This is a genomic window from Streptomyces sp. f51, from assembly GCF_037940415.1.
Classification (GTDB): Bacteria; Actinomycetota; Actinomycetes; order Streptomycetales; family Streptomycetaceae; genus Streptomyces.
The window spans coordinates 2,348,163-2,373,314 of record NZ_CP149798.1; the positions used below are offsets into that span (position 1 = coordinate 2,348,163).

General features: G+C 71.4%; 23 protein-coding genes and 2 tRNA genes. 5 read left to right on the plus strand and 20 right to left on the minus strand.

Going from position 1 to position 25,152, the window contains the following annotated elements; all coding sequences use genetic code 11:
• Positions 1 to 7 precede the first annotated feature (7 nt).
• From WJM95_RS10365 to leuS, 4 genes are all read right to left on the minus strand, one after another.
• Positions 8 to 1,150 (minus strand): ComEA family DNA-binding protein, encoded by a 1,143-nt coding sequence (locus tag WJM95_RS10365; protein WP_339129299.1) that lies wholly within the window; start codon positions 1,148 to 1,150, stop codon positions 8 to 10.
• Positions 1,151 to 1,424: 274 nt separating this feature from the next.
• Positions 1,425 to 2,270, minus strand: a complete 846-nt coding sequence (locus tag WJM95_RS10370; RefSeq protein ID WP_339129300.1) for a DegV family protein — start codon at positions 2,268 to 2,270, stop codon at positions 1,425 to 1,427.
• A 72-nt stretch (positions 2,271 to 2,342) separates the two neighbouring features.
• A complete protein-coding gene (locus tag WJM95_RS10375; protein WP_339129301.1) occupies positions 2,343 to 3,074 on the minus strand; it encodes a hypothetical protein in 732 nt (243 codons plus the stop codon).
• Between the two features lie 148 nt (positions 3,075 to 3,222).
• Positions 3,223 to 6,114 carry a leucine--tRNA ligase gene (gene leuS / locus WJM95_RS10380; RefSeq protein WP_339129302.1) on the minus strand — a complete coding sequence of 964 codons (2,892 nt, stop codon included), beginning with the start codon at positions 6,112 to 6,114 and terminating at the stop codon, positions 3,223 to 3,225.
• A gap of 407 nt (positions 6,115 to 6,521) precedes the next feature.
• Here leuS and WJM95_RS10385 point away from each other — a divergent pair, with 407 nt between their 5' ends.
• A complete protein-coding gene (locus WJM95_RS10385; protein WP_339129303.1) occupies positions 6,522 to 7,811 on the plus strand; it encodes a cytochrome b/b6 domain-containing protein in 1,290 nt (429 codons plus the stop codon).
• Complete coding sequence (locus WJM95_RS10390) at positions 7,808 to 9,424, plus strand: NADH-ubiquinone oxidoreductase-F iron-sulfur binding region domain-containing protein (RefSeq protein WP_339129304.1); 1,617 nt, start codon at positions 7,808 to 7,810, stop codon at positions 9,422 to 9,424. The genes WJM95_RS10385 and WJM95_RS10390 overlap by 4 nt, the downstream gene beginning before the upstream one ends.
• A 201-nt stretch (positions 9,425 to 9,625) precedes the next feature.
• Here the strand turns inward: WJM95_RS10390 and WJM95_RS10395 are convergent.
• The 10 genes from WJM95_RS10395 to WJM95_RS10440 all read right to left on the minus strand — a co-directional run bounded on the left by WJM95_RS10395 (position 9,626) and on the right by WJM95_RS10440 (position 15,643).
• Positions 9,626 to 9,698 (minus strand) — tRNA-Ala (locus tag WJM95_RS10395).
• 438 nt (positions 9,699 to 10,136) lie between these two features.
• Positions 10,137 to 10,370 carry a hypothetical protein gene (locus WJM95_RS10400; RefSeq protein WP_037618755.1) on the minus strand — a complete coding sequence of 78 codons (234 nt, stop codon included), beginning with the start codon at positions 10,368 to 10,370 and terminating at the stop codon, positions 10,137 to 10,139.
• Positions 10,371 to 10,373: 3 nt separating this feature from the next.
• On the minus strand, positions 10,374 to 10,547 hold the full coding sequence (locus WJM95_RS10405) for a hypothetical protein (protein ID WP_261702676.1): 174 nt from the start codon (positions 10,545 to 10,547) through the stop codon (positions 10,374 to 10,376).
• Positions 10,548 to 11,041: 494 nt separating this feature from the next.
• A tRNA-Ala gene (locus WJM95_RS10410) sits at positions 11,042 to 11,114 on the minus strand.
• 117 nt (positions 11,115 to 11,231) lie between these two features.
• Positions 11,232 to 11,912, minus strand: a complete 681-nt coding sequence (locus tag WJM95_RS10415) for a histidine phosphatase family protein (protein WP_339129305.1) — start codon at positions 11,910 to 11,912, stop codon at positions 11,232 to 11,234.
• Complete coding sequence (gene rsfS, locus WJM95_RS10420) at positions 11,909 to 12,352, minus strand: ribosome silencing factor (RefSeq protein WP_339129306.1); 444 nt, start codon at positions 12,350 to 12,352, stop codon at positions 11,909 to 11,911. Before rsfS ends, WJM95_RS10415 begins: the two co-directional genes overlap by 4 nt.
• A 126-nt stretch (positions 12,353 to 12,478) precedes the next feature.
• A complete protein-coding gene (locus WJM95_RS10425) occupies positions 12,479 to 14,341 on the minus strand; it encodes an LCP family protein (RefSeq protein ID WP_339129307.1) in 1,863 nt (620 codons plus the stop codon).
• Between the two features lie 17 nt (positions 14,342 to 14,358).
• Positions 14,359 to 15,090, minus strand: coding sequence for a nicotinate-nucleotide adenylyltransferase (nadD, locus tag WJM95_RS10430; protein ID WP_339129308.1), 732 nt, complete (start codon positions 15,088 to 15,090; stop codon positions 14,359 to 14,361).
• 69 nt (positions 15,091 to 15,159) lie between these two features.
• Entirely contained in the window at positions 15,160 to 15,321 is a 162-nt protein-coding gene (locus WJM95_RS10435; RefSeq protein WP_339129309.1) for a hypothetical protein, read from the minus strand.
• Positions 15,322 to 15,484: 163 nt separating this feature from the next.
• Positions 15,485 to 15,643, minus strand: coding sequence for a hypothetical protein (locus WJM95_RS10440; protein WP_339129310.1), 159 nt, complete (start codon positions 15,641 to 15,643; stop codon positions 15,485 to 15,487).
• Between the two features lie 103 nt (positions 15,644 to 15,746).
• On the opposite strand from WJM95_RS10440, the gene WJM95_RS10445 reads away from it, so the two are divergent.
• Entirely contained in the window at positions 15,747 to 16,934 is a 1,188-nt protein-coding gene (locus WJM95_RS10445; RefSeq protein ID WP_339129311.1) for a M48 family metallopeptidase, read from the plus strand.
• A gap of 107 nt (positions 16,935 to 17,041) precedes the next feature.
• On the opposite strand, the gene WJM95_RS10450 is transcribed toward WJM95_RS10445, so the two are convergent.
• The 5 genes from WJM95_RS10450 to proB form a co-directional block, all read right to left on the minus strand.
• A complete protein-coding gene (locus WJM95_RS10450) occupies positions 17,042 to 18,109 on the minus strand; it encodes a hypothetical protein (protein ID WP_339129312.1) in 1,068 nt (355 codons plus the stop codon).
• Positions 18,110 to 18,254: 145 nt separating this feature from the next.
• Positions 18,255 to 18,854 carry a hypothetical protein gene (locus tag WJM95_RS10455; RefSeq protein ID WP_339129313.1) on the minus strand — a complete coding sequence of 200 codons (600 nt, stop codon included), beginning with the start codon at positions 18,852 to 18,854 and terminating at the stop codon, positions 18,255 to 18,257.
• Positions 18,855 to 19,088: 234 nt separating this feature from the next.
• On the minus strand, positions 19,089 to 20,375 hold the full coding sequence (locus tag WJM95_RS10460; RefSeq protein ID WP_339129314.1) for a glutamate-5-semialdehyde dehydrogenase: 1,287 nt from the start codon (positions 20,373 to 20,375) through the stop codon (positions 19,089 to 19,091).
• Positions 20,376 to 20,436: 61 nt separating this feature from the next.
• The gene (locus WJM95_RS10465) at positions 20,437 to 20,904 is read right to left on the minus strand and encodes a hypothetical protein (RefSeq protein WP_339129315.1); all 468 of its coding nucleotides are present in this window, start codon (positions 20,902 to 20,904) and stop codon (positions 20,437 to 20,439) included.
• A 277-nt stretch (positions 20,905 to 21,181) separates the two neighbouring features.
• Positions 21,182 to 22,288: a glutamate 5-kinase gene (gene proB / locus WJM95_RS10470; RefSeq protein WP_339135462.1), complete on the minus strand. Its 1,107-nt coding sequence runs from the start codon at positions 22,286 to 22,288 to the stop codon at positions 21,182 to 21,184.
• 256 nt (positions 22,289 to 22,544) lie between these two features.
• Between proB and WJM95_RS10475 the strand changes: the two genes are divergently transcribed.
• Entirely contained in the window at positions 22,545 to 22,976 is a 432-nt protein-coding gene (locus WJM95_RS10475; RefSeq protein ID WP_339129316.1) for a hypothetical protein, read from the plus strand.
• Positions 22,973 to 23,797 carry a hypothetical protein gene (locus WJM95_RS10480; RefSeq protein WP_339129317.1) on the plus strand — a complete coding sequence of 275 codons (825 nt, stop codon included), beginning with the start codon at positions 22,973 to 22,975 and terminating at the stop codon, positions 23,795 to 23,797. The genes WJM95_RS10475 and WJM95_RS10480 overlap by 4 nt, the downstream gene beginning before the upstream one ends.
• Before the next feature lie 66 nt (positions 23,798 to 23,863).
• On the opposite strand, the gene WJM95_RS10485 is transcribed toward WJM95_RS10480, so the two are convergent.
• Entirely contained in the window at positions 23,864 to 25,000 is a 1,137-nt protein-coding gene (locus WJM95_RS10485; protein WP_339135464.1) for a glycosyltransferase family 2 protein, read from the minus strand.
• Between the last annotated feature and the right edge of the window lie 152 nt (positions 25,001 to 25,152).

Here is a 25,152-nt window from a genome sequence, read left to right on the forward strand (position 1 = left end):
GGGCCCTTCATGGCCGCACCAGGTTCCGGAGATCGGCGAAGCGGCGGTCTCCGATCCCGTTCACTTCGCGGAGCTCGTCGACCGAGCGGAATCCGCCGTGCGCCGTGCGGTAGTCGATGATGTGCCGGGCCAGGACGGGGCCGACCCCGGGCAGACTGTCGAACTGCTCGACCGTGGCGGTGTTGAGGGGAATCGGCGCGGCGGGCGGTGCGCCCGCCCCGGATCCCCCGGCTCCGAGCGGCCCGGAACCGACCGAGCCGTCCGATCCGGCTCCGGCCGGGGGCATGGTCGCGCCCACCATGATCTGTTCGCCGTCCACGAGCAGCCGGGCGCGGTTGAGACCGTCGGTGTCCGTGCCGGGCCGCGGACCGCCCGCGGCCCGAAGGGCGTCCTCGACGCGGGACCCGGCGGGCAACCGTCGGAGTCCGGGGGCGCGCACCTTCCCGCCCACGTCCACGACGACCATGCCCCCTCCGGCACCCCCGGCGCCCGGAGCCCCGGTCGGGCCGCCGGATTCCGCTTCCGGCCGCTCTCCCGACCCACCACCAGGCCCCTCACCCGGCGTGCGCTTCCCGCCGAACGGCGCCGCGGCGCCCACCACCTCGGGAGCCCGGACCGGCCTCGTCCGGCCCGCCCAGAAGTGCTGCACGGCGAAGACGGCGGCGACGGCCAGCAGCACGGTCAGCGCGACCACGCTCCTGCGTTCCAGACCGCACCTCGACTGGAGCCACACCGGAAGCCGCTCCCGCACGGCGAGCCCCGCCCGGTCCCGCCAGCCGCCCGACTCCTCCGCGGGCTCGTACGCGACCGGCTCGTGCAAGTCCGGCCCGTGCAAGTCCGGCCCGTGCAAGTCCGGCCCGTGCGGGACCGGCTCGTGCGGGACCGGCTCGTACGAATCCGGCCCGGGCGGGACCGCCTCGTGCAAGTCCGGCCCGTGCGGGTCCGGCCCGGGCAGGACCGGCCCATGCAAGTCCAGCTCGCTGTCCGGCGTCGCACCCACGGCCAGCGCCCCGCCCCCGGGCGGCCCGCTCCCCGACTCGCGCCGCTCCTGGGCGTGTTCGGGGAAGAGGGCGTCGGCGCGCAGCCGGAGGGCCGCGGCCGAAGCCTCCTGCTGACGGCGGGTCCGGATCCGCCCCTCGCGACCGGTCATGGTGCGCCCCTCGCGGCCGGTCGAGGTGCGCCGGTCACGACGGTGAGAGCGGCTGCGGCTGTCGGACAGGGGTCCACGACCCGGTCCGCTGGTCGGTGTCGCTGTACGTGTGCTCGATCGAAGTGCCATGCGGCGAGGATGCGACAACCCGGCACCATCGCGATGATCTTGCTCAATTCCGGTGGAGAGCGCCCCAGTTGTGGACAACTCCGTCACCCGCACGAGCGACGCGGGCCAGCGAGAAAGCGGGCGGGCGAGAAGGCGGCCGGGCTCCTCAGCGGGGCGACACGACCGCCGCCAGCAGCCCGGGTCCGGTGTGCGCTCCGATCACCGCGCCCACCTCGCTCACGTGCAGCTCGGCGAGGCCCGGTACCCGCGCCCGCAGGCGGTCCGCGAGGGCCGACGCCCGCTCCGGGGCGGCCAGATGGTGAACGGCGATGTCGACCTGCGCGCTGCCCGCCCGGTCGGCGACGATCTCCTCCAGGCGTGCGATCGCCTTGGACGACGTCCTGACCTTCTCGAGGAGTTCGATGCGGCCGTCGTGGAGTTGCAGGATCGGCTTCACCGCGAGCGCGGAACCCAGCAGGGCCTGCGCGGTCCCGATCCTGCCGCCACGGCGCAGATAGTCGAGCGTGTCGACGTAGAAGTGGGCGGACATGCCCGCGGCCCGCTTCTCGGCGGCCGTGACGGCGTCGTCCACCGACCCGCCCGCCTCGGCGGACTCGGCGGCGGCCAGCGCGCAGAACCCGAGGGCCATGGCGACCATCCCGGTGTCGACGACACGCACCGGAACCGGGGCCTCGCGCGCCGCGAGCACCGCGGCGTCGTAGGTGCCCGAGAACTCGGAGGACAGGTGCAGCGAGACGATGCCGGTGGCGCCGGACTCGGCGACCCGGCGGTAGGTCGCGGCGAACGTCTCGGGGCTGGGCCGGGACGTCGTGACGGGGCGCCGCTTCTGGAGCGCCTGGGCGAGGGAGCGGGCCGAGATCTCGGTGCCCTCTTCGAGCGCCTGGTCCCCGAGGACCACGGTCAGGGGAACCGATGTGATGCCGTGGCGCTCCATCGTCCGCGGCGGCAGGTAGGCCGTTGAATCGGTGACGATCGCGACATGGCGGGACATGAGCTGGAGGTTACCTGGCGGGGCGGGTGCGCGGCAGCCCGGCCCCTTCCACCTGCGGCGGGATCGGCCGGATCATGTCGTGCTCTCGGGGCGGGGCTTCTTCTGCCAAGGGTAGGTGGGCCGTTGGCCGGGCGGTGTGATCGCCGAGCGGCTGGGCCGGTCCTCGGGACGGGACCGCCCGCTCGTCGGCCCGGACCGGCCCTCGGGGACGCCCGTGTCCGTGGCGGGATCGTCGGGCCAGGACGTGGCGGGACCCGGCTCCTTGGTCCAGTGACGCAGTGCGCCGGCCTCCACGTCGATCTGGGCGCTGAGGGTGTCCAGGTCGTCGCCCGCGAAGCGGTGGGCCCGGTCGCGGGCCGCCCAGCGCAGCGAGTCGGCCGACCGCGTGATCCGCTGGGTGCGCTCGCGCAGGCCGGGCAGCCGGGTGGCCAGGGTGCCGCGGTCGGGCTCGGCCTCCAGGCGCTTGAGTTCGGCGTCCAGCTCGCGGCCGTGCGTGCTGAGCCGCTCGAAGAGGTTCACCGACTCCTTGAGCGACTCGTCCTCGGCCGCGCCCGCCTGGAGTGCCTCCTGGGTGGCGCGCATCGAGGTGCGCAGAGACAGTCTGAGCTGGGCGAGCTCGCCCTGGGGGCCGGGCTGCGCGAAGGTCTTGGCGCGCAGGGTGGTGTCCTCGACCGTGCGGCGGGCCTGCGAGATGGTGCGGTCCACGCCGCGTTTGGCGGCGCCGATCACCTTCACCGTGGCGTACGCGCCGAACACCACGAACAGCAGGAAGAGCAAGGCGATTACGGTGATCACGGTACCCATCACACTCCTCCTCCGACCGGTCGCGGCAACAAGCGCCGCGCTCTCAACGGTAAACGCTGCGGGCAGGTCCCGAGTTCCGAAAGAACCCCGAACCTGCCCGTAGGGGACGACCCTGAGCCTCGAAGGGCCCGGTCCGCGCCGGTGCCGGCTACGCGGTGACGATGTTCACCAGCTTCGGCGCGCGCACGATCACCTTGCGGATCCCGGCGCCGTCCAGCGCGGCGACGACCTTCTCGTCGGCCAGCGCCACCTTCTCCAGCTCCGCGTCGGTGATCGACGGGGAGACCTCCAGGCGGGCCTTGACCTTGCCCTTGATCTGCACGACGCAGGTCACGGACTCGTCGACGACGTACGCGGGGTCGGCGACGGGGAAGTCCTGGTGGACGACCGAGTCGGCGTGGCCCAGCTTGTTCCACAGCTCCTCGGCGATGTGCGGGGCCAGCGGCGCGACCATCAGCACCAGGGCCTCGGCGACCGGACGCGCCACCGGGCCGCCCACCTTGGTCAGGTGGTTGTTCAGCTCGGTGACCTTGGCGATGGCGGTGTTGAACCGCATGCCCTCCAGGTCCTGGCGCACGCCGTCGATGGCCTTGTGCAGGGCACGCAGGGTGTCCTCGTCCGGCTCGGCGGAGACGACGGTGACCTCGCCGGTCGCCTCGTCGACGACGTTGCGCCACAGTCGCTGGAGCAGGCGGTACTGGCCCACCACCGCGCGTGTGTCCCACGGGCGGGACACGTCCAGCGGGCCCATCGCCATCTCGTACAGGCGCAGGGTGTCCGCTCCGTACTCGGCGCAGATCTCGTCCGGGGTGACGGCGTTCTTCAGGGACTTGCCCATCTTGCCCAGCAGGCGGCCGACCTTCTCGCCCTGGTAGTAGTACTCGCCGTCCAGCTCCTCGACCTCGGCGGCGGGCACCGCGATACCGCGGCTGTCGCGGTACACGTAGGCCTGGATCATGCCCTGGTTGAACAGCTTGTGGAACGGCTCGGCCGACGAGACGTGGCCCAGGTCGAACAGGACCTTCGACCAGAAGCGCGCGTACAGCAGGTGCAGCACGGCGTGCTCGGCACCGCCGACGTACAGGTCGACGCCACCGGTGGGCTGCCCTTCGCGCGGGCCCATCCAGTACTGCTCGATGGCCGGGTCGACCAGCCGGCGGTCGTTGTGCGGGTCCAGGTAGCGCAGTTCGTACCAGCAGGAACCGGCCCAGTTGGGCATGGTGTTGGTCTCGCGGCGGTACTTCCGGGGGCCGCGGCCGTCCTCCAGGTCCAGGGTGACGTTCACCCAGTCCTCGTTGCGGGACAGCGGGGTCTCGGGAGAGGTGTCCGCGTCGTCCGGGTCGAAGGTGCGCGGGGAGTAGTCCTCGACCTCCGGCAGCTCCAGCGGCAGCATCGACTCGGGCAGCGAGTGGGCGACGCCGTCCTCGTCGTAGACGATCGGGAAGGGCTCGCCCCAGTAGCGCTGGCGGCTGAACAGCCAGTCGCGCAGCCGGAAGTTGACGGTGCCCGCGCCGATGCCCCGGCGCTCCAGCCACTCCGTGATGCGCGCCTTGGCGTCGACGACGCCCAGACCGTCCAGGGAGATGTCGTCGCCGGCGGAGTTGACGATCTTCGCGTCGTACGAGGCGAAGGCGTCGTCCCAGGTGGAGGCGTCGGTGCCGCGGTCGTCCGAGGGCTCGACCACACAGCGCATGGGCAGCTCGAAGGCGCGCGCGAACGCGAAGTCGCGGCCGTCGTGCGCCGGGACGGCCATGATCGCGCCGGTGCCGTAGCCCATCAGCACGTAGTCGGCGATGAAGACCGGGACCTTCTCGCCGTTGACCGGGTTGGTGGCGAACGTGCCGGTGAAGACGCCGGTCTTGTCCTTGGCCTCGGCCTGGCGCTCGACGTCGGACTTCGAGGCGGCCTGGGCGCGGTAGGCGGCGACGGCCTCGGCGGGCGTCGCGTGCCCGCCGGTCCACACGTCGTGGGTGCCCTCGGGCCAGGCGTCCGGGGTGAACTTCTCGACCAGCGGGTGTTCCGGGGCCAGGACCATGTACGTGGCGCCGAACAGGGTGTCCTGGCGGGTGGTGAAGACCGTGATCGCTTCGCCGTCGATCGGGAAGTCGACGCGGGCGCCCTCGGAGCGGCCGATCCAGTTGCGCTGCTGGAGCTTGATGGCCTCGGGCCAGTCCAGCGCGTCCAGGTCGTCCAGCAGGCGGTCCGCGTAGGCGGTGATGCGCATGTTCCACTGGCGCAGCTTGGCCTTGAAGACGGGGAAGTTGCCGCGCTCGGACCGGCCGTCGGAGGTGACCTCCTCGTTGGCCAGGACGGTGCCCAGGCCGGGGCACCAGTTGACCGGCGCGTCGGAGGCGTACGCCAGGCGGTAGCCGCTCAGGACGTCGGCGCGCTCGCCGGCGCTCAGTTCGTTCCACGCGCGCGTGGTGCCGTCGACGGCGGGGACGGCACGCTCACCGCTCTCGAACTGGGCGACCAGGGCGGAGATGGGGCGGGCCTTGTCGGCCTCGTCGTCGTACCAGGAGTTGAAGATCTGGAGGAAGATCCACTGGGTCCACTTGTAGTACTCCGGGTCGATCGTGGCGAACGACCGGCGCTTGTCGTGACCCAGGCCCAGCGCGCGCAGTTGGACCTTCATGTTCTCCATGTTGGCCTCGGTGGACACGCGCGGGTGCGTGCCGGTCTGCACCGCGTACTGCTCGGCGGGCAGGCCGAAGGCGTCGAAGCCCAGGGTGTGCAGGACGTTGTGGCCGGTCATCCGCTGGAACCGGGCGTATACATCGGTGGCGATGTAGCCCAGGGGGTGGCCGACGTGCAGACCCGCGCCCGAGGGGTACGGGAACATGTCCATGATGAACTTCTTGGGCCGGGCGGCCAGCTCGGGGTCCCCGGCCAGGTCACCGGTGGGGTTCGGGGCCTCGTACGTCCCCTGGGCGTCCCAGAAGTCCTGCCAGCGTGCCTCGATGTCGGCGGCCAGGGCTGCCGTGTAGCGGTGCGGCGCGGCCGACTCGGCGGTGGCGGCAGCGGTGTTCGTCTCGCTCATGTCCTCAAAGCTCCATCGATCGTCTCTGCCAGCAGAAATGAAAAAACCCCTCGCACAGGAGGGGACGCCGCGCTGATGCCGACCACGATGCGTCAGCGGTCGGGACTGATCAGCGCGGCTCGCTAAGCAGAAGGCGTACGGCACGCATGGCGTCAGGGTACCGCAGGGCCCGCGCGGGCCGCGACGAGGTTCCGGGCGCCACTGATACCCGGAACGGCCCTCGGCACCCCCGAAGAACGTTGACCGATGTTCAAATTTTACTTCGCTTAACGGACGCTTGCGGACAACACAAAGACCTCATTGCCCTTTGGTAACAACGCAATAACTCAAACGTTGAGCTCGGCGCCGTTTCTCGACCTAGAGTGCGCCTTCGGGACCGCTTCCCCGAACCGTAGGGAGTACCCCTCATGAACCCTCGTCGTACCACCAGCTCGCTTCCCCGGATGGGCCGTTCGGCCTACGGGGCGGCGTCAGCTGCCGTGCTGGTCCTCATACCCGTGATCGTGCTGGCGGGGGGCAGCGCTGTCCAGGACTTCCTGAACTTCGGCGCCGGCGTCCTGTCACTGGTCTCCCTGACCTGCTCGGTGATCTGGGGCCTGGTCGCCCAGGACCGGCTCCTCCTCGACACACGTCAGCGGATCGTCGCGCAGGGCGTCCACCGCGTGACCGCCGTCGCCTCGATCGCGTTCCTCCTGGTCCACGTCACCGTCAAGCTGGCACTGGACCACACCGTCCTGATCGCCGCGCTGATCCCCTTCAGCCTCGGTGTGACGGGCCTCGGCGGGCTCATCGGCCTCGGCTCGCTGGCCGGCCTGCTCATGATCTTCGTAGGCATCACCGGCGCGCTGCGCAATCAGTTCGCCGCACCCGCCGTGGTCGCCGCCCGCTGGCGCGCGATGCACATGCTGGCCTACCCCGCCCTGTGCGCGGCCCTGGTCCACGGCCTGTTCGCGGGCCGGGCGGCGAAGCCCTTCTTCATGTTCTCGTACGAGCTGTGCCTGGTCGGCGTCATGGGCGCCCTCCTCCTGCGTGCCGCCCCGAACGCCTTCAAGCACAAGGTGGCGGCGCGGATCCTGGCGCTCACCGGCGGCGGCAGCGCCCGCGGCTTCCGCGAGGAGCTGGACGCCTCCCGTGCCGCCGCGATGGAGTCGCCGCAGGGCGCCGGAGGCCGCTCCGAGCGGCGTTCCGCGGGTGCCGACACCCCGTCCCCGCGCCAGGAGCGCAAGGAGTCCGCGTCCACGCTGTTCGGCGGCGCGCAGGCTGCCGCGGACACGGCCGGCTTCGCGGCGGCCTACAGGACCGTGGCGGCCCCCGGCGACGCACCGGCGGCCCCCGGGACGCAGCAGTTCCCCATGCCCGTGAACGCGCAGCCCACAGAGACGTTTCCCCGCGTCGGCAACGGCGCCGCGCAGGGCGCCTGGCCCGTCCCCCAGTCGGCCCCGGTCGGCGAGGCCCCGGCGTCGTCGTACGACCCGCTCCAGGACACCGGATACACCACCCCCGTCTATGGCAATCCGGCCACCGGAAGCTACGGCACGAGTGATGTGTACAACACCGGTGAGACGAACGCGTCCTACCGCACGTACAACACCAACGACACGTACGACAGCGGTCCCACGACTGACGTACTGCCGGGCGCCTTCGACGCTCCTGGCTCCGGTGAATCATGGAATGCCCCTTCCGGAGGCTTTAAGTGAACGAGGCCCTGCCCGACGTCCCGGAAGTCCGCGTCGTCGGACTTCCGCAGCTCACGTCGGGTTTCGACCTGGTTGAACGCCTTGATCTGCCCATGCACCTGAAGGTGCACGGTCCGCTCGAACCCCTGGGGGGAGAAGAGCTCGCCAGCCTCGCCGAGGACATCAATCTGAAGGGACGCGGCGGGGCGGGCTTCCCGTTCGGCAAGAAACTGCGCTCGGTGGCCGAATCGGCCATCAAGAAGGGCATCCGCCCCGTGGTGGTCGTCAACGGAAGCGAGGACGAACCGGCCTGCCGCAAGGACACGGTGCTCATCAACCGTGCCCCGCACCTCATCCTCGACGGCGCCCTCCTGGTCGCGGAGGCCATGGGCGCCCGCACGCTCGTGATCGGCGTGACCCGCGAGTCCACGCAGCGCTCCATGGAAGCGGCGCTGGCCGAGCGGGGGCTGAGCAACCGCAGGGGCTCGCCCCTGCGCGCGCGCGTGCAGCGCAATCCCGTGCGGATGGTGACCGGCGCGGCCGCGTCGCTGATCCGCTCGATCGACGGCGGCCCCGCCGTGCCGCCCGGCCGCAAGGTCAGCGCGTCCCAGGCGGGTGTCGGGGGCGCGCCCACCCTGCTGTCGAACGCCGAGACGTTCGCGCAGCTGGCCATCGCCGCCCGCATCGGCCCCGACCGCTACCGCAACACGGGCCTGTACGACGAGCCCGGCACCGTCCTGCTCACCGTCTCGGGCGCGGTCGCGCGCCCCATGGTGATCGAGGTCCCCACCGGCGTGCCCCTGCGTTACGTGCTCCAGCTGGCCGGCGCCCCGGCGATGCCCCAGGGCGTGCTGACCGGCGGGTACCACGGCAAGTGGCTGGACGCGGCGACGGTCAACGACGCGCTCGTCTCGCGGGACTCCCTGGCCGCGGTGGGCGGCGCGCTCGGCGCCGGCGCGATCCTCCCCATCACCCAGGAGACCTGCCCCCTGGGCGAGTCCCTGCGCGTGGCGCAGTGGCTGGCCGACGAGAGCGCGGGCCAGTGCGGCCCCTGCTACCTCGGCCTGCCCGCCGCCGCGCGCGGCCTCGCGGACATCCTCAACGGCGGCGGTCCGGCCGCGCTCGAGGCGGTCAAGCAGGTCGCCAAGTCGGTGAAGCGGCGCGGCGCCTGCTCCCACCCGGACGGTTCGGCGATGTTCATCGAGTCGACCCTGAAGGCGTTCACGGACGACCTGGCCGCGCATGTCCTCGGAAACGGCTGCGGAAGGCCCGTGGAGGGCGTTCTGCCGCTCTTCGAGGACGGTCAGGTGCCCATGGGCATCCTGAGCGGCCCGGGCCAGCAGGAGGCGGGTGCCAGCCGCCAGAAGATCTTCGTCGACTGGACCCTGTGCCGTGGGCACGGTCTGTGCGCCGATCTGCTTCCCGAGGTCTTCGAACTGGGCGCCGACGGCTTCCCGACCGTGGCACAGGCCCCGGTGCCCCAGTTCGCCGAGGCGAAGGCCCTGCGCGCGGTACGGCGCTGCCCGGCGCTCGCGCTGCGCATCGAGGAGGACACCAGGGGCGCGTCGCCCTCGCGCAACCTGCCGGTCCTCTCGCAGGGGCGCGGGCGCCGCGCGCTCGGCAGCGGCCGCTGACACGAAGGAGCGGGCCACCAGGAACCGGTGGCCCGCCTTCGGCATGTTCGGGCAGATCGCCGTACGGCGTCCGGCAGGTTCCGCCCGAGCCGCCGTGCGGCTTCGCGCCCGGGACGCGACGGCCGGCCGGGGTTCCGCGGGACTGCCCGGGGAAACGAAGAAGCGGACCACCCTGATCGGGTGATCCGCTTTCAACGTCTGTGGAGCTAAGGAGAATTGAACTCCTGACCTCCTGCATGCCATGCAGGCGCTCTACCAACTGAGCTATAGCCCCTCGTGACCACGCGGTCGGACCGCGTTTTCACCGTGTCGCCCGGTTTCCCCGGCGGCGACGCCAACATTACACGGTCCCCCAGGTGAACCACCAAATCGTTTCCCGTGTGTACCGATTCGGGCTTCATGTCGCATTTTCCGGAGGCGCCGGCGTGGAGACCGGTCCGCGACCGGGGCGAAGAAGGGGGCTGGGAGGCCCTGGGGGCCCATCAGGCGCCACGCGGGCCCCCGACGGGCTTCACGGGCCTCGCCGCGGGCTTCACGCGCCTCACGGCGGCCCGTTCGGCCTCCATGCCTCCAGAGGGGCCGGAGGACGCGCGGGGCCCGCTCCGGGGCCGGCCAGGTCTCCCGTCCGGGGAGCGGCCGGGAGGAGGCGGGTCCCGGAATCGGAGGACCCCCGGGGCAGATGCCTTCCGGGGGTCGTCGCACGGCCCTGGGGTCAGGCCGTGGCGAAGGAGTAGAACCGCTTGAGCGTGCAGTGCTCGTCGAGGAGCCGTGCGTAGATCGGCTCGCCCTCGAGCTCCCGATACGTCTCGATCGGGTCGCCTTTTATGATCAGCGCCCGTGCGCATTCCTCGCACCAGTACTGGTAGTCGTGGTTGACCGGCTCCATGTCGCGGACGATCGGCGTACCACTGCCGCACCAATCGCATTTCCGCCTGTGTGCACCCATCAATCAGCTCCAGCTGTGGCCGCAGGCCGTGCACACGTAGGAGATTCCACCGTTGTCACCGAGAACCTGGGCAACGTGGACCGATCCGCAGGAAGGGCAGTCGAGGAGGGTGGCTTTCTTACGGTTCAGTGCCACTTCGAGGAGATCGTCGACCTCCTCGAGGATGCTGGCAGGCATCGCTACTCCCTCCCGTCGGGCCGCGCCCCCTTCCGGCCGTTTGATTCTGCCACGGCCGGAGCAATACGGTCAGCGACGCCTGCGTACCAGTCCGGACACGGGCACCCGGCGGGGCTGTGGCGGGCGGCGCATTCGAGCACGCCGGGAGCGCGTCCGCAGAGATATACGCCCCACAGACCCCAAGTGACTCAAGCGGGTTCCCGGTGAATGTGCCGAAGACCACGGCACCCACGGGCGGGGAGAGGACGCGTGACAGGCCTCCGTACGCCGACCCGGCCCATGGACCGCGGCGACCCGGCCCGCCGACCGCGCCGGTCGGCTCCCGCCGTACCCGAGTGCGCCGGTGCGACGGCCAACTGCGCCCGCCGCGCCGCGTTCTCCGCGGGCGAGGCACCAACTCGGGGGCGCACAGGGGACGTACAACGAAAGATCCCGCTCCCTGACGGGAACGGGATCTTTCATCATTCTTCCGACGGCTCCGAAGAGCCTGTCCGTGGAGCTAAGGAGAATTGAACTCCTGACCTCCTGCATGCCATGCAGGCGCTCTACCAACTGAGCTATAGCCCCTTGCGTTCTTCCCGCCCTGCGGGCCGAACAAGAAGAACTTTAGCCTGCGACCAGCCGGAAAGTGAAATCCGGTCCCGGCGGGCCCGGGTGACCGGACGGAGAGCCGTCCGGCGCCCCTCAGTCGTCGTCGCCGAGGACCGGCTCCGGCAGCGTGCCGGCGTTGTGCTCCAGGAGGCGCCAGCCGCGGACGCCCTCGCCGAGGACGGACCAGCAGCAGTTCGACAGACCGCCGAGGCTCTCCCAGTGCGGGGACTCGAGACCGAGCAGACGGCCGATGGTGGTGCGGATCGTGCCGCCGTGACTGACGACCACGAGGGTGCCGTCGTCCGGGAGCTTGTCCGCGTGCCGCAGCACCACGGGGGCGGCGCGGTCGGCGACCTCGGTCTCCAGCTCGCCCCCGCCGCGCCGCACCGGCTCACCGCGCTTCCAGGCGGCGTACTGCTCGCCGTGGCGGGCGATGATCTCCTCGTGCGTCAGGCCCTGCCAGACGCCCGCGTAGGTCTCGCGCAGGCCCTCGTCGTGGGTGACGTCGAGCCCGGTGAGGGCGGCCAGTTCGGCGGCCGTGTTCGCGGCGCGCTTGAGGTCCGAGGCGACGATGGCGTCGGGCTTCAGGGAGGCGAGGAGCCGGGCGGCGCGGCGGGCCTGCCCGATTCCCGTCTCGGTCAGCTCGACGTCGGTCGAACCCTGGAAGCGGCGGTCCACGTTCCAGGAGGTCTGGCCGTGCCGCCACAGGATGACGCGACGGCCACGGCCCGGCTTCCGCTCGTCGGACGCGGCCCCGCGGGCCTCGGTGCTCACCGCAGTCCTCCCAGGTCGGCGGAGTCCTCCCCGGCCTGGAACTTGGCGTGCTCGGCGGCCTTGCCGCGGGTGGCCTTGGCCTCCTCGGGCAGGTCCAGCTCCGGGCAGTCCTTCCAGAGCCGCTCCAGGGCGTAGAAGACGCGCTCCTCGCTGTGCTGGACGTGCACCACGATGTCGACGTAGTCGAGCAGCACCCAGCGGGCCTCGCGGTCGCCCTCGCGGCGCACCGGCTTGGCGCCGAGCTCCTTGTTCAGGCGCTCCTCGATCTCGTCGACGATCGACTTGACCTGGCGGTCGTTGGGCGCGGACGCCAGCAGGAAGGCGTCGGTGATGGAGAGAACATCGCTGACGTCGTAGGCGATGATGTCGTGCGCGAGCTTGTCTGCGGCCGCCTGTGCGGCGGTCTTGATGAGCTCGATGGAGCGGTCCGTGGCGGTCACTACGCGGCTTTCCGTCGGCGGTCGGTTACGACTCAAGGGTCTCACGGACCGCCGAGGACACCCCACGCGTTTCTCCGGCCACGCCCCGGGACCGTCCCCCGGGGCGTGAAGCCGGTCACCCCCGGGTCATCCCTTCGGGGTGCTGGTGATCTTGTAGTCCTGGCCGAGGACGACGGACACGTCCGCGTTGCCACCGGCCTTGCCCTTGGTCACGATGCTGCTCGGCAGCCCCAGGGTCTTGGCGACCTCGACGGCGTCCGCCTTCCTGGCGGCGTCGCCGTACGTGATCCGGGACACGCTCTGGGCGGCGGAGGTGCCGGAGTCCAGGAACGTGTAGCCGCCGTTGACCAGGACGACACGGGCCTGGCTGGTGGCCGTCTTGACGCCGGTGGCGTTCTCGATGCCGACGCGGACCGCGGAGCCGGCCTCGGGGCTCTTGGCGGTGCCGCCCAGGACGTCCTTGATCACGCTGCTGGAGGCACTCGCGCTCAGGGTGCCGTCCGTCTGCACGGGCAGCAGCGCGGTCTTGTAGTCGCCGCCCTTGGCGAGGTCGGCGAGCTTGGCGAGGAAGGCGCCGAGGTCCTGGTCGGTCAGGGACGGGTCGAGGATCTGGGCCAGGGTCTGCACCGTGGTGGTCGCGGCCTGCTTGTCCGAGGACAGCTTCCGCATCACCCCCTGCATGACCTGCCCGAACCGCTCCAGCTGGGCGTCCTGGGCCTCGCCCGGGGCACGGTAGGTGGCGTAGGCGACGGCCATCTTGCCGCTGAGGGTCTCGTCCTGGCCCTTCTTGACGAGGGGGTCCTCGCCCTGCTTCTTGGCGGCGGGGTCGGGCACCGCGGTGTTGGTGGTGACCTCGATGTTGCCGACGAGTTCGACGAGGTTGTTCAGGTAGGGGGTGTCGAGCCGCCAGGTGCCCTGGATGTTGGTGCCCAGCACGGTGTCGAGCGCGTCCCGCGTACCGGAGGAGCCGTCGTTGTCGACGGACTTGGCGAGCGTGGTCGTCGAGCCGTCGTCGTCCGTCAGGGCGAGGGAGTTGGGCAGCAGCACGGTGGTGCCCTGCTGGGTGGTGGTGTTGTCGACGAGCAGGGCCGTGGAGGTGCCGCCGCCCTTGGTGTTGTGCAGATGGACGACGATCACGTCGCGCTTCTGCGCGGCGACGGGCGTCGAGGCGCCCGGCTTGGCGGTCGCGGCGGTGCCGGGCAGCTTGCCTGCGTACCAGAGGTAGCCCGCCCCGCCGACGACGGCCAGCGCCGCGACCACGACGAGGGCGACGACCCGGCTGCGGGCACGGCGCTTGGCCTCCTCGCGGCGCTCGGTGCGGTTCTCCGTGAACTTCAGCCAGTCGATGACGTCCTCGGACTCGGCTTCCTGCTCCTCGACGAAGGCGAACTGCTCGGTGCGGTAGTCCCGGTCGCTCCCGGGAGCGTCGTCCTGTGCGGGTCCGGCCTGCTGCGGGGGTCCGGCCTGCTGCGGGATGCGGGCGGTCTGCTCGGCGACCCGGGGCTGCCGGCCGGTGCTCGCGGCGTCCGAGGTGCCGGCGCCGCGCCCGTAGCCGTCGTACGGCGCCCGGGCGGTCTCCGCCGCGCCGCCGCCGGGCGCACCGGTGCCGAACGGGTCGAAGGAGTCGCGCGAGGGGGCGGACGGCTGCTGACCGGTGTCGTAGGGCGACACGGTCTCCTGCCGGCCGGTGTCATAGGGGGACACCGTTTCGTGCCGACCGGTGTCATAAGGGGACACGGTTTCGTGCTGGCCCGTGTCATAGGGCGACACAGCCGGCCGGCTGCCCGTGTCATAGGGCCCGACAGCTTCCTGACGGCCCGTCGCGTAGGGGTCGTAGCCGTACCCCTGCTGCTGCCGGGCGTCGTAGCCGTCGTACCCCTGTGCGGGCTGCTGCGGGACCGGCCGGTACACCGGCTGCCCGTACTCGTCGTAGCCGACGAGCTCGTACTGCTGGTCGCCGCCCGCGTATCCGTCGTATCGGTCGTTCACCGGGTGCCCCTCTCGGCTCACTGGCCGCGGTACAGCTCACGCTTGTCGATGTAGCGCACCACACCGTCCGGCACCAGGTACCAGACGGGGTCGCCCTTGGCGACTCTCGCACGGCAGTCTGTGGACGAGATGGCGAGCGCGGGAACCTCGACCAGCGAGACACCGCCCTCCGGGAGTCCCGGGTCGGTCAGGGTGTGACCGGGCCGGGTGACCCCGATGAAGTGCGCGAGGGAGAACAGTTCTTCCGTGTAGCGCCAGGTGAGGATCTGGCCGAGCGCGTCCGCGCCGGTGATGAAGAAGAGATCCGCGTCGGGGTTGAGCGAGCGCAGGTCGCGCAGGGTGTCCGTCGTGTAGGTCGGGCCGCCGCGGTCGATGTCGATCCGGCTGACCGAGAACTGCGGGTTCTCGGCCGTGGCGATGACCGTCATCAGATAGCGGTCCTCGGCCGGGGTGACCATGCGGTCGGTCTTCTGCCACGGCTGCCCCGTCGGCACGAACACCACCTCGTCGAGGTGGAACTGCGCGGCGACCTCGCTGGCGGCGACCAGGTGCCCGTGGTGGATCGGGTCGAAGGTGCCGCCCATGACTCCGAGCCTGCGCTTGCCCGGATTCGAGGGGCCGTTGCCGGGGCCGGTCGGCAGGCGCTTCGAGCCGCCGCCGGCCGCCGCGCCCGCGCCGCCCGTGGCGTCGCCGACGGCGCCGCTCTCCGTGTCATTCACCGGACCGGTAGGCATGTCCTGCTCTCCCATGCGTGCAGACCCTACCGGCCCGGCCGACGGGCTCCGTCCGACAGGGGCCCCGAGCGGGCCCCTCGGGGCTCAGCGGTCGCGGTTGAAGCGCGTGGTGATCCACAGCAGCAGAAGCAGGATGAACAGGGCCCCGCCGCCGGTCAGGTACGGGCTGAGGCTCTCGTGGTTGCCGCCGTTCTCGCCCTCGGCGACGACGGTGGCCAACTGTGCGGCGGTGTGCTGGATGCTCATCTCGGCTAGACCTATCCGATGAGGGTCCCCCCGCTCGACCTGGATCGAGAGGTGGGGAGGGCGGGATGAAGATGTCGGCCCATCGTATGCGGGCGCCTACGCCGCGAACACGCCGACTCCGCCGTTGGGTACGGCGCCCGGGCCCCGGGCCCGAGGCCGGCCGTCAGTCGTCGCGCTTGTAGCCGCGCAGCAGGAACCAGGCGGCCAGGACCACTCCGATGATCATGACGATCAGCACGACGCGGAGCAGATTGCCCGGACCCTGCTTGTCGGCCGCCGCGGCGGCCTCGGTGAACCACGCGGCTGCGGGGATGTGCTCCATGTCGTACGACTCCTTCGCTGTACTGCCCGACAACGGTATCTCCGCCTAGGCTGGGCTCTGCCTCGGGGGCACATGGGGCACTGAGACGCACATGGGGGAACACATGTCAGACGGCGGCCACGAACCCGGTGGGCACGGGAAGGTGCCGAGCAGGCAGCGCAGGCGCTTCGCGGGGATCTCCTCGCGGGCCTACGAACACCCGGCGGACCGGTCCGCCCTGGTGGCGCTGCGCAGGCTCAGCGGTTTCGACACGGTCTTCAAGGCCCTGAGCGGGCTGCTGCCCGAGCGCAGTCTGCGCCTGCTCTTCCTGTCCGACTCGGTGCGCGTCTCGGACGCCCAGTTCGCGCACCTCAACGACATGCTGCGGGACGCCTGTTACATCCTGGACCTGGAGAAGGTCCCGCCGATGTACGTGAACCAGGATCCGCAGCCGAACGCGATGTGCATCGGTCTGGACGATCCGATCATCGTCGTGACGACCGGGCTCGTCGAGCTGCTCGACGAGGAGGAGATGCGGGCGGTCGTCGGCCACGAGGTCGGACACGCGCTCTCCGGTCACGCCGTCTACCGCACGATCCTGCTGTTCCTCACCAACCTCGCGGTCCGGGTCGCCTGGATCCCGCTGGGGAACCTCGCGATCATGGCGATCGTGACCGCGCTGCGCGAGTGGTTCCGCAAGTCGGAGCTGTCGGCGGACCGGGCCGGGCTGCTGGTCGGCCAGGACCTGCGGGCCTCGATGCGCGGTCTGATGAAGATCGCGGGCGGCAATCATCTGCACGAGATGAACGTGGACGCGTTCCTGGAGCAGGCCGAGGAGTACGAGGCGGCGGGCGACCTGCGCGACTCCGTGCTGAAGATCCTCAACGTGCTGCCGCGTACGCATCCCTTCACCGCGGTCCGCGCGGCCGAGCTGAAGAAGTGGGCCGAGTCCCGCGACCACCAGCGGATCATGGACGGCCACTACCCGCGGCGCGAGGAGGACAAGGACGCCTCCGTGTCGGACTCCTTCCGGCAGTCGGCGGCCAGCTACGCGAGCGACGTGAAGAGCTCGAAGGACCCGCTGATGAAGCTGGTCAGCGACATCGCGGGCGGTGCGGGCGACCTCGGGGGCCGGGTGCGGCGCGGCTTCGGGGGCTTCGCGGGCGGCACCCCCAAGGACGGCACGGCCGACGCGTCCGGCGGGAAGGCCGGGGACGGCGGCACCGGGAAGGCCACGGGCGAGGACCGCTCGGGCGACGGGGACGCGGACTCGGACGCGAACAAGGACGGGAACGGGGACGGCCGGGACTGATCGCCGGGCCGGGCGGGGTCCCGAGGACGGCCCGAACCGCGGAGCGAGCGGAGCGGAGCCCCCGGACGGCGGCCCGCCCGGCTGTCCGGACCGCCGGGACCCCCGGGTCACACCTTCGGCTGCGCGCTCCTGGCCAGTGAACCGCACACGGCGGTAGCGCTGCCGGTGGCGTACGGGTCGGTGCCGGCCGGACCGCCCGCCTTCGCCGTCTGGCCCGCGAGCAGCGGCCGCAGCCGGCTCACCGCGTCGTCGGAGCAGGCGAGCGGCCCGGCCTGGACGTACGACGTGACCAGTTCGGCCTGGTGCATCCGCAGGTCGTCGCTGTCGAAGCGGAAGGTCAGCTCGCGCCGGACGGTGAACAGGGATGCCTTGGCCTGCGCGTTCGCGCCCGTCGGCTTCAGCGCGTAGACGAAGGTGTGGTCGGCGACGACCTCCAGGGTGTTCGCGTCGGACTCGGCCGCCTGGAGGGTGCCCTGCACCCGGATCCCCTTGTCGGCGAGCTGGGCGCGGCCCGCGTCGAAGCGGATCAGCCAGCCGGTCGGCGCGTGCCGTCCGTCGGCGGCCGGCTGTTCGAAGCTCTGGTCGAACTGGTCGAGCTGCCGGGGGTCGAGCAGGATCCGTACGGGCCGGGTGGCGCCCCCGGTCAGGACGCTGGGGTCGAGGGACGACTCCACCAGATAGTCCTTGGCGGTGGTCAGGGCGGTGACGACCTGGCTGTCGGAGAAGTGCGCGGTGCGCCGGACCGCGGGCAGGGGGATGCCCTCGGCACCGATGCGGAACTGGGCGGCGGGGCTGTTGCCGTAGAGCTGGTCCGTGCTCGCGGTGCCGGGGACGGCGCTCTGCGGGGCGAGCGGGATCACCGTCATCCGCAGCGGCTCGGCCGTCTGGGTGACGGCGGCCGGGTACGGGTGCCGGACGCCCATGTAGATCGCGGTGCCGAAGGCGATGGCTATCAGCAGGACGAGGAGCAGGGCCTGCCGGGAGAGCCCGCGTTGCAGGGTCGGGCGGCGGCGCACGGCCGGGCTGTGGTCGGCCATCCGTTCCCGGGCGGAGAACTCCTGGAGGCGGGCAGCACGGACGAACGACTCGTCGAAGACGACGGATCGGTACTCGTCCTCGCCACCGGCGGGAGCACCCTCGGGTGTCCCCTCAGGTGGGTCTCCAGGCCCGCCCATACCTTCAGAGTAGGTCTCCGGGGGCTCCGGTAAACGCTGTGGTGCGCGACAAGTTCTGACAGGTTCCCACCAGGACGGTCACGCTGCGCGACGGATGCGGGCGCCTCGGCGGGAAGACCGGCGTCAGGGCGCGTGAGGCCCCGCGTCAGGGTGTCCGCGGCACCGCCGACACCGTCGCGCGGGGAACGGTCGCGGAGGAGGACGGACCCGGCGCGACGATCTTCTGCCGGCCCTGTTCCAGACCGGAGGAGGCGGGCGCGGGGACCTGGTCCTGACCACCGGAGGAGGCGCCGCGGTAGACCGCGGTGAAGGCGAGGGCGACCATGCCGATGCCCATGACGAGTGCGAGGACCCAGGCCACGGGACGGTGCCAGCGGATCTGCTTGCCGTAGGGCCGGCCGTACAGCCCCGGGAAGCCGTGACGGCCTTCAAGGACCTCGGAGTCGTCCGGGTCGTCCAGGTCGGGATCGTGGGCGAAGTCGGGACCGAAGGCGTCCTCGTAGCGGTCGTCGTCGCCGCGGGCGCGGGCGTGCGCCCGGCGGGCCTCGGCCTCGGACGCCTCGGCCCGGGCCTGGGCTGCCGCGAGCAGCCTCTCGACGGCGGTCGGTTCGTGGAACGCCGCCGCCCGTACGAAGTCCTCGTCGAAGACCACGGAGGCGAACTCTTCGTCCGCACCCCCGCGGTCGTGGTCGTCGTCGGGCTCCCAGCCGTCAGGGAACGGCGTGCCCCCCACGTCCTCCGGCACGGATCCAGAGTAGACCTGAGGGGTCAATTTGGGCAGACGGTACGGAAATTCGTCTGGACGAGGTGCCCGCGCCCGAGTGGACCGCGGGCCGTGCACCGTCCGCCGCGCGCCCCCGCTCCCGGCGTCACGCCGTCCGCGCGGCCCGGCAGGGGTCCCGGAAGCCCTCGTACGCCCGCATGGGGCCGCCTCCGGGCCCGCGGGGGCGTGCGGGGCCCGCGCGCCCCCGCCGGAGTCTCAGCGGCGGATGTGGCCGTCGCCCGTGACGATGTACTTGGTGCTCGTCAGCTCCGGCAGTCCCATGGGGCCGCGCGCGTGGAGCTTCTGGGTGGAGATGCCGATCTCGGCGCCGAAGCCGAACTGGCCGCCGTCGGTGAAGCGGGTCGAGGCGTTCACGGCGACGGTCGTGGAGTCGACCAGCTGGGTGAAGCGGCGGGCGGCCTGCTGCGAGGTGGTGACGATGGCCTCGGTGTGGCCGGAACTCCACAGCCGGATGTGCGACACGGCCTTGTCGAGCGAGTCGACGACCGCCGCGGCGATGTCGTAGGAGAGGTACTCGGTGTCCCAGTCCTCGGCCGTGGCCTCCACGACGGTGGCCCGGGAGTCCTTGGCGAAGGCGAGGACCCGCTCGTCCGCGTGCACGGTGACCCCGGCGTCCGCGAGGGCGTCCAGGGCGCGCGGCAGGAACTCCGCGGCGATGTCCTGGTGGACCAGGAGGGTCTCGGCCGCGTTGCAGACGCTGGGCCGCTGCGCCTTGGAGTTGATCAGGATGTCGACGGCCATGTCGAGGTCGGCCTGGGCGTCGACGTACACGTGGCAGTTGCCGGTACCGGTCTCGATGACCGGGACGGTGGACTCCTGGACGACCGTGCGGATCAGGGAGGCGCCGCCGCGCGGGATGAGGACGTCGACCAGGCCGCGGGCGCGCATCAGCTCACGGACCGACTCGCGGCCCTCGCCGGGGACGAGCTGGACCGCGTCGGCGGGCAGTCCGGCGCCGCCGACGGCGTCGCGCAGGACCTGCACGAGGGCCGTGTTCGACTCGTAGGCGGAGGACGAGCCGCGCAGCAGGACCGCGTTGCCGGACTTCAGGCACAGGGCGGCCGCGTCGACGGTCACGTTCGGGCGGGCCTCGTAGATGATGCCGACGACGCCGAGGGGGACGCGGACCTGGCGCAGGTCGATACCGTTCGGGAGGGTGGAGCCGCGGACGACCTCGCCGACCGGGTCGGGCAGCGCCACGACGTCACGGACGTCGGAGGCGATCGCGCGCACCCGCTCGGGGGTGAGCGTGAGGCGGTCGATGATGCTCTCGGCGGTCCCGGCCTCGCGCGCCTTGGCGATGTCCTTGGCGTTGGCGGCGACGATCTCGCTCGTACGGACTTCCAGCGCGTCCGCGATCGCGAGCAGCGCGTCGTCCTTCTCGGCCCGCGGCAGCGGCGCCAGGTCGGCGGCGGCGGACTTCGCGCGATAGGCGGCCTGGGCCACCGGGGACATGGAGTCGTACGGCGAGAGCGTGGTCATGGGGGAAGGGTAGTGCGCCCGGCGGGCCGTTTCGGCGGTCGTCCCATTCGGCGAGACGGGCTCAAAAGGGATGAACTCCCACAGGTGTGGCGGGCAGCGGTCCGTACCCCTCGGCGATCCGCTGGTGGTAGGTCTCGCGGTCGATGACCTCCAGGCCGACGATCTCCCAGGGCGGGAGTTTCGCGGTCTGGCGGTGCTCGCCCCACAGGCGCAGCGCGACGGCCGCCGCGTCGTGCAGGTCGCGGGCCTCCTCCCAGTAGCGGATCTCCGCGTGGTCGTTGGCGTACCGGCTGGTCAGCAGGAAGGGGTGGTCGTGGGCGAGCTGTTCGAGACCGCGCCGCACCTCGGTCAGCGGGGCCTCGCCGCCGGACACGCTGAGCGTGACGTGCCACAGCCGGGGCTGGTCGGCGGGCCGCTCGCCTCCGTAGCTGTCGCCGGCCGCGACGCTGGTCAGGGCCCGCTCCTCACCCACCGGGCGGGAGGCGGGACCACCGCGGGACGCCGCCGCCCCAGGGCGTACTCGTCTCACGACGGCCTCCTTTACCCGATGGTCGTACCCGATCCCGGACTCTCCCTGCCACAAAGTTGAGCAGGTGAGAAGCCGCCGTGTGGCGGTTTTACGGAACGTCCACCGCTGGGGGCGGGGGATTCGGCCGTTTCCGGGTGTACCGGACAGCGGATTCGGTGGTGCGCCCGGGGCCGCGGCGGGCGGATGGGGTCACCGTGACGTCCACCGGCCGGGACGCGGGTCCCCGCGGACGCGCGCGGGCGGGGCGCGACGGGACGCGCGCGGCCGGACGTCCGTCCTACGGGTTCAGCAGGACGAGGTCGTCGCGGTGCACGACCTCGCGCTCGTACGCGGGGCCCAGCTCGCGCGCCAGTTCCCGGGTGGAACGTCCGATCAGCTGGGGGATCTCCTTGGCGTCGAAGTTCACCAGCCCCCGGGCGACGGCCCGGCCGGCGCCGTCGCGCAGTTCGACCGGGTCTCCCGCGGTGAAGTCGCCCTCGACGGCCGCGATGCCCGCGGGCAGCAGCGACGTGCGCCGCTCGACGACCGCGCGCACGGCGCCGTCGTCCAGGGTGAGCGCGCCCTGCGGGGTGGAGGCGTGCTGGAGCCACAGCAGGCGGTCGGCCGACCTCTTGCCGGTGGCGTGGAAGAAGGTGCCGGTGTCCCGGCCTGCGAAGGCGTCGGCGGCGTGGACCGCGCTGGTCAGCACCACCGGGATGCCGGCCGCGGCGGCGATCCTGGCCGCCTCGACCTTGGTGACCATGCCGCCGGTGCCGACGCCCGCCTTGCCTGCGCTGCCGATCTCGATGCCGGCGAGGTCGGCGGGCTCGCGCACCTGGGCGATCCGTGAGGTGCCGGGCCTGCTCGGGTCGCCGTCGTAGACCCCGTCCACGTCCGAGAGCAGGATCAGGAGGTCGGCGCGTACGAGATGGGCGACGAGGGCGGCGAGACGGTCGTTGTCGCCGAAGCGGATCTCGTCCGTGGCCACCGTGTCGTTCTCGTTGACGACCGGCAGGGCACCCATCGCGAGGAGCTTGTCCAGGGTGCGCGAGGCGTTGCGGTGGTGGGCGCGCCTGCTGGTGTCGTCGGAGGTGAGGAGCACCTGTCCGACGCGGATGCCGTAGCGGGCGAACGAGGCGGTGTAGCGGGCCATCAGGAGGCCCTGGCCGACGCTCGCGGCCGCCTGCTGGCGGGCGAGGTCCTTGGGGCGGCGGCGCAGTCCGAGCGGCGCGAGGCCGGCGGCGATGGCCCCGGAGGAGACGAGGACGATCTCCTTCTCGCCTCCGTCACGGGCCTTGGCGAGGACGTCGACGAGGGCGTCGACCCGGTCCGCGTCGAGGCCGCCCGAGGCGGTGGTGAGCGACGAGGAACCCACCTTGACGATGATCCTGTGGGCCCGCGCCACGGCGTCCCTGTCGGCGTGCGTCTCGCCCTGCCTTGCCGCTGCCACCTGCGGTGTGTCCCCTCGCGTCGGTCCGGGTGCCCCGTCCAGCAATCTACGCGAAGGGCGGGTCCCCCGGCCCGCCGGTCCAGCAGGCGGACGGCGCCGCGTAGTTGCGTGATCACAAGTTGCTTACGCGAAAAAAGTTGTACGGGTTCCTCATGGGAATTAAAGGCATCGCAAAGTCAAGTTGAATGTCGTCTCACCTACCGTTCCCCCCGTGAAGCGCATATTGCTGAGATCGGGCAAGAGCCCCTACGACGTCGTCCCCGTGGAACAGGCCCTCCACCAGGACGTCTTCGCCACCAACGCGGGCAACCTCATCTTCAGCGACGCCGCGCACAAGATCCTCGAGACCCCGCGCACCGAGGTCGTGTCCAACGGCATCCGCACCGACGTGGCCGCCGCGGGCCGTATCAACGAGGAGTTCGACGCGTTCGTCGTGCCACTGGCCAACGCGTTCCGGCCCTCCTTCGAACCGCAGCTGCGCCGACTGACGCGGCTCATCGGCAAGTTGAGGATCCCGGTGATCGTCCCGGGCATCGGCGCGCAGACCGGGCTGAGCTACAACCCGGCGCGGCTGAAGCCGATCGAGCCGGCCGTGCGGGAAAGCGCGCCGACTCGCTCGGACCGGGGTCCCGGATCGCGGTGAACGGTTCGCACAGCGCGATGCGGTCGCAGGGCCTGGACCCGGTCGTCCGCAACGCCCACGCGCGCTATCCGCATCTGCGTTTCATCGGCCAGAACCTCAGCGACGCCCGGCAGTTGCACTGGCGCGACCTGTCGGACCCGAACGGCGCCGTGACCGAGATGCCCACGCATCCGGACCACCCGATGTTCCGCGAGGACAAGGTCCGGGTGTACATCGATCCGGTCACCTGGATCGACGATCTGCGCGACTTCGACTTCTCGTTCGGCTCCCGCATCCACGGGAACATCGCCGCGCTGCTCGCCGGCACGCCCGCGACGGTGCTGTGCGGCGACTCCCGCACGCTGGAGCTGTGCCGCTACTTCGGCATCCCGCACCGGCCGATCACCAGGCTGCCTGCGGACCTCGATCCGGCCGAGCTGTACGAGGAGGCCGACTTCGGCGTGCTGACCCGCGGGCACCGGGAGCGCTTCGAGCGTTTCACGGGGTTCCTGACCCGCAACGGCCTGGAGAACACGTTCACGCACGGCGACGGGGGCGCCGCCCACGAGGAGCGCCTGCGTTCCCTGGCCTTCCCGCCCGGGGTCCGGCCCTGGAACGACGCCGACATCGCCTCGCTCACCACGCGTTTCGGCTTCCTCCAGAGCCGGATCACCGAACTGTCCACGGAGAACGTCCGGTTGAAGCGGGAACTGACCCGCAAGCCCAAGACGGTGAAGCTCACCCCGGGACCGGCCGGAACGCCCGGGCGCTCGGTCTACAGACTGGCGCGCCGCGCGGTGGGCCGGCCCCTGCGCAGGGCGTTGCAGTCGGGCCGCCCGTAGGGCGGCGGAGGCCTCCCGGCGCCGGTCCGCGTGACGGACGCCGGGAGGAGCCGACGAGGGGCCCTGTCAGCGCCGGGGGCCGAGCACCCGTCGCGCCAGCCTGCGCAGCCGCTGGAACGGCTTGGGCCGGGCCTTGAAGCCCTCGATGGTGACCGTCTCACGGGTCGTCGGGACGTAGTAGCTGTCCGGGACGCCCGCGCCCTGGTCGCGGAAGTGCGGGTAGGCGAGGAAGACCTTGCGGCCGCGCGACTCCAGCACTATCCCCGGCGCCTTCTTCGACTTGACGAACTCCACCACGTCCAGGAGGAGATCGCCCCGGCCGCGGGCCACCAGATGCAGCCGCAGCCGCTCGTGGACCTTGAGCCGGCGGGCGACGCCTTCGTTCCAGTAGGCGTCCATCAGCGGCTTGGCCAGTTCGAGCTTGTGGGCGCGCACCTTCTCGCTCTGCTTGAGCAGCCCGGGCCCGAACTGCGGGAGCAGGGTGATCAGGAACGGCCTGACCATGAGAGCGTCGCGGCGCGGCCCGGCGGGCACGTACTCGGCGATGAGATTCATCAGCGCGCGGGCCGAGTCGAAGCGCAGGGTGTAACCGCCGCTCTTGGTCACGTGCTTGCCGTCGTCGCGGCCGACCAGGTGGTAGCAGTCGTAGTCGGCGACCACGGAGACGCCGTCGGCGCGGAGGTAGGCCTCCATCGTGAACAGCGCGTCCTCGCCGGTCTTCAGGGACTCGTCGAAGACCATCCCGTGCCGGGTGAGCAGGTCGCGGCGGAACAGCTTCTGCGCGCTCAGCGTGAACTTGATGTTCGAGGAGAAGACGTCGGTACGGGGCTGGGTCTTGCCCCACATCGTCTTCGGAGCCGTCCTGTTGACCCCGACGACCTTGCCGAGCACGACGTCCGTGCCCTGCGCGTCGGCCATGGCGACCATGCGCTCCAAGGCCTCGGGGCCGAAGTAGTCGTCGGCGTCCAGGAAGAAGACGTAGCGCCCCCGCGCCTTCGCGAGACCGACGTTGCGCGGGCCGCTGGGGCCGCCCGAGTTCGCCTGCCGGACCACCGTCACGGACAGGGCCGCGCGCTCGGCGAACTGCTCCAGATACTCCCCCGTGCCATCCGTCGACCCGTCGTCGACCGCGATGACTTCGATACGTTCCGCCCCGATCGTCTGGTCCTCCACGGATTCCAGACATTTGACCAGGTACGGCATTGCTTCGTACGCCCCGATGACGATGCTCACATCAGGTTGCGTCACGTTTCCCCCTCGTTCGGGAAGTGTCACAAGAACATTTCCCCCTTATCACCTCAATCGCTATCTAGAAGACGACTGGAAGTACGGGCCGGTTGCCCGGAACGACTCAT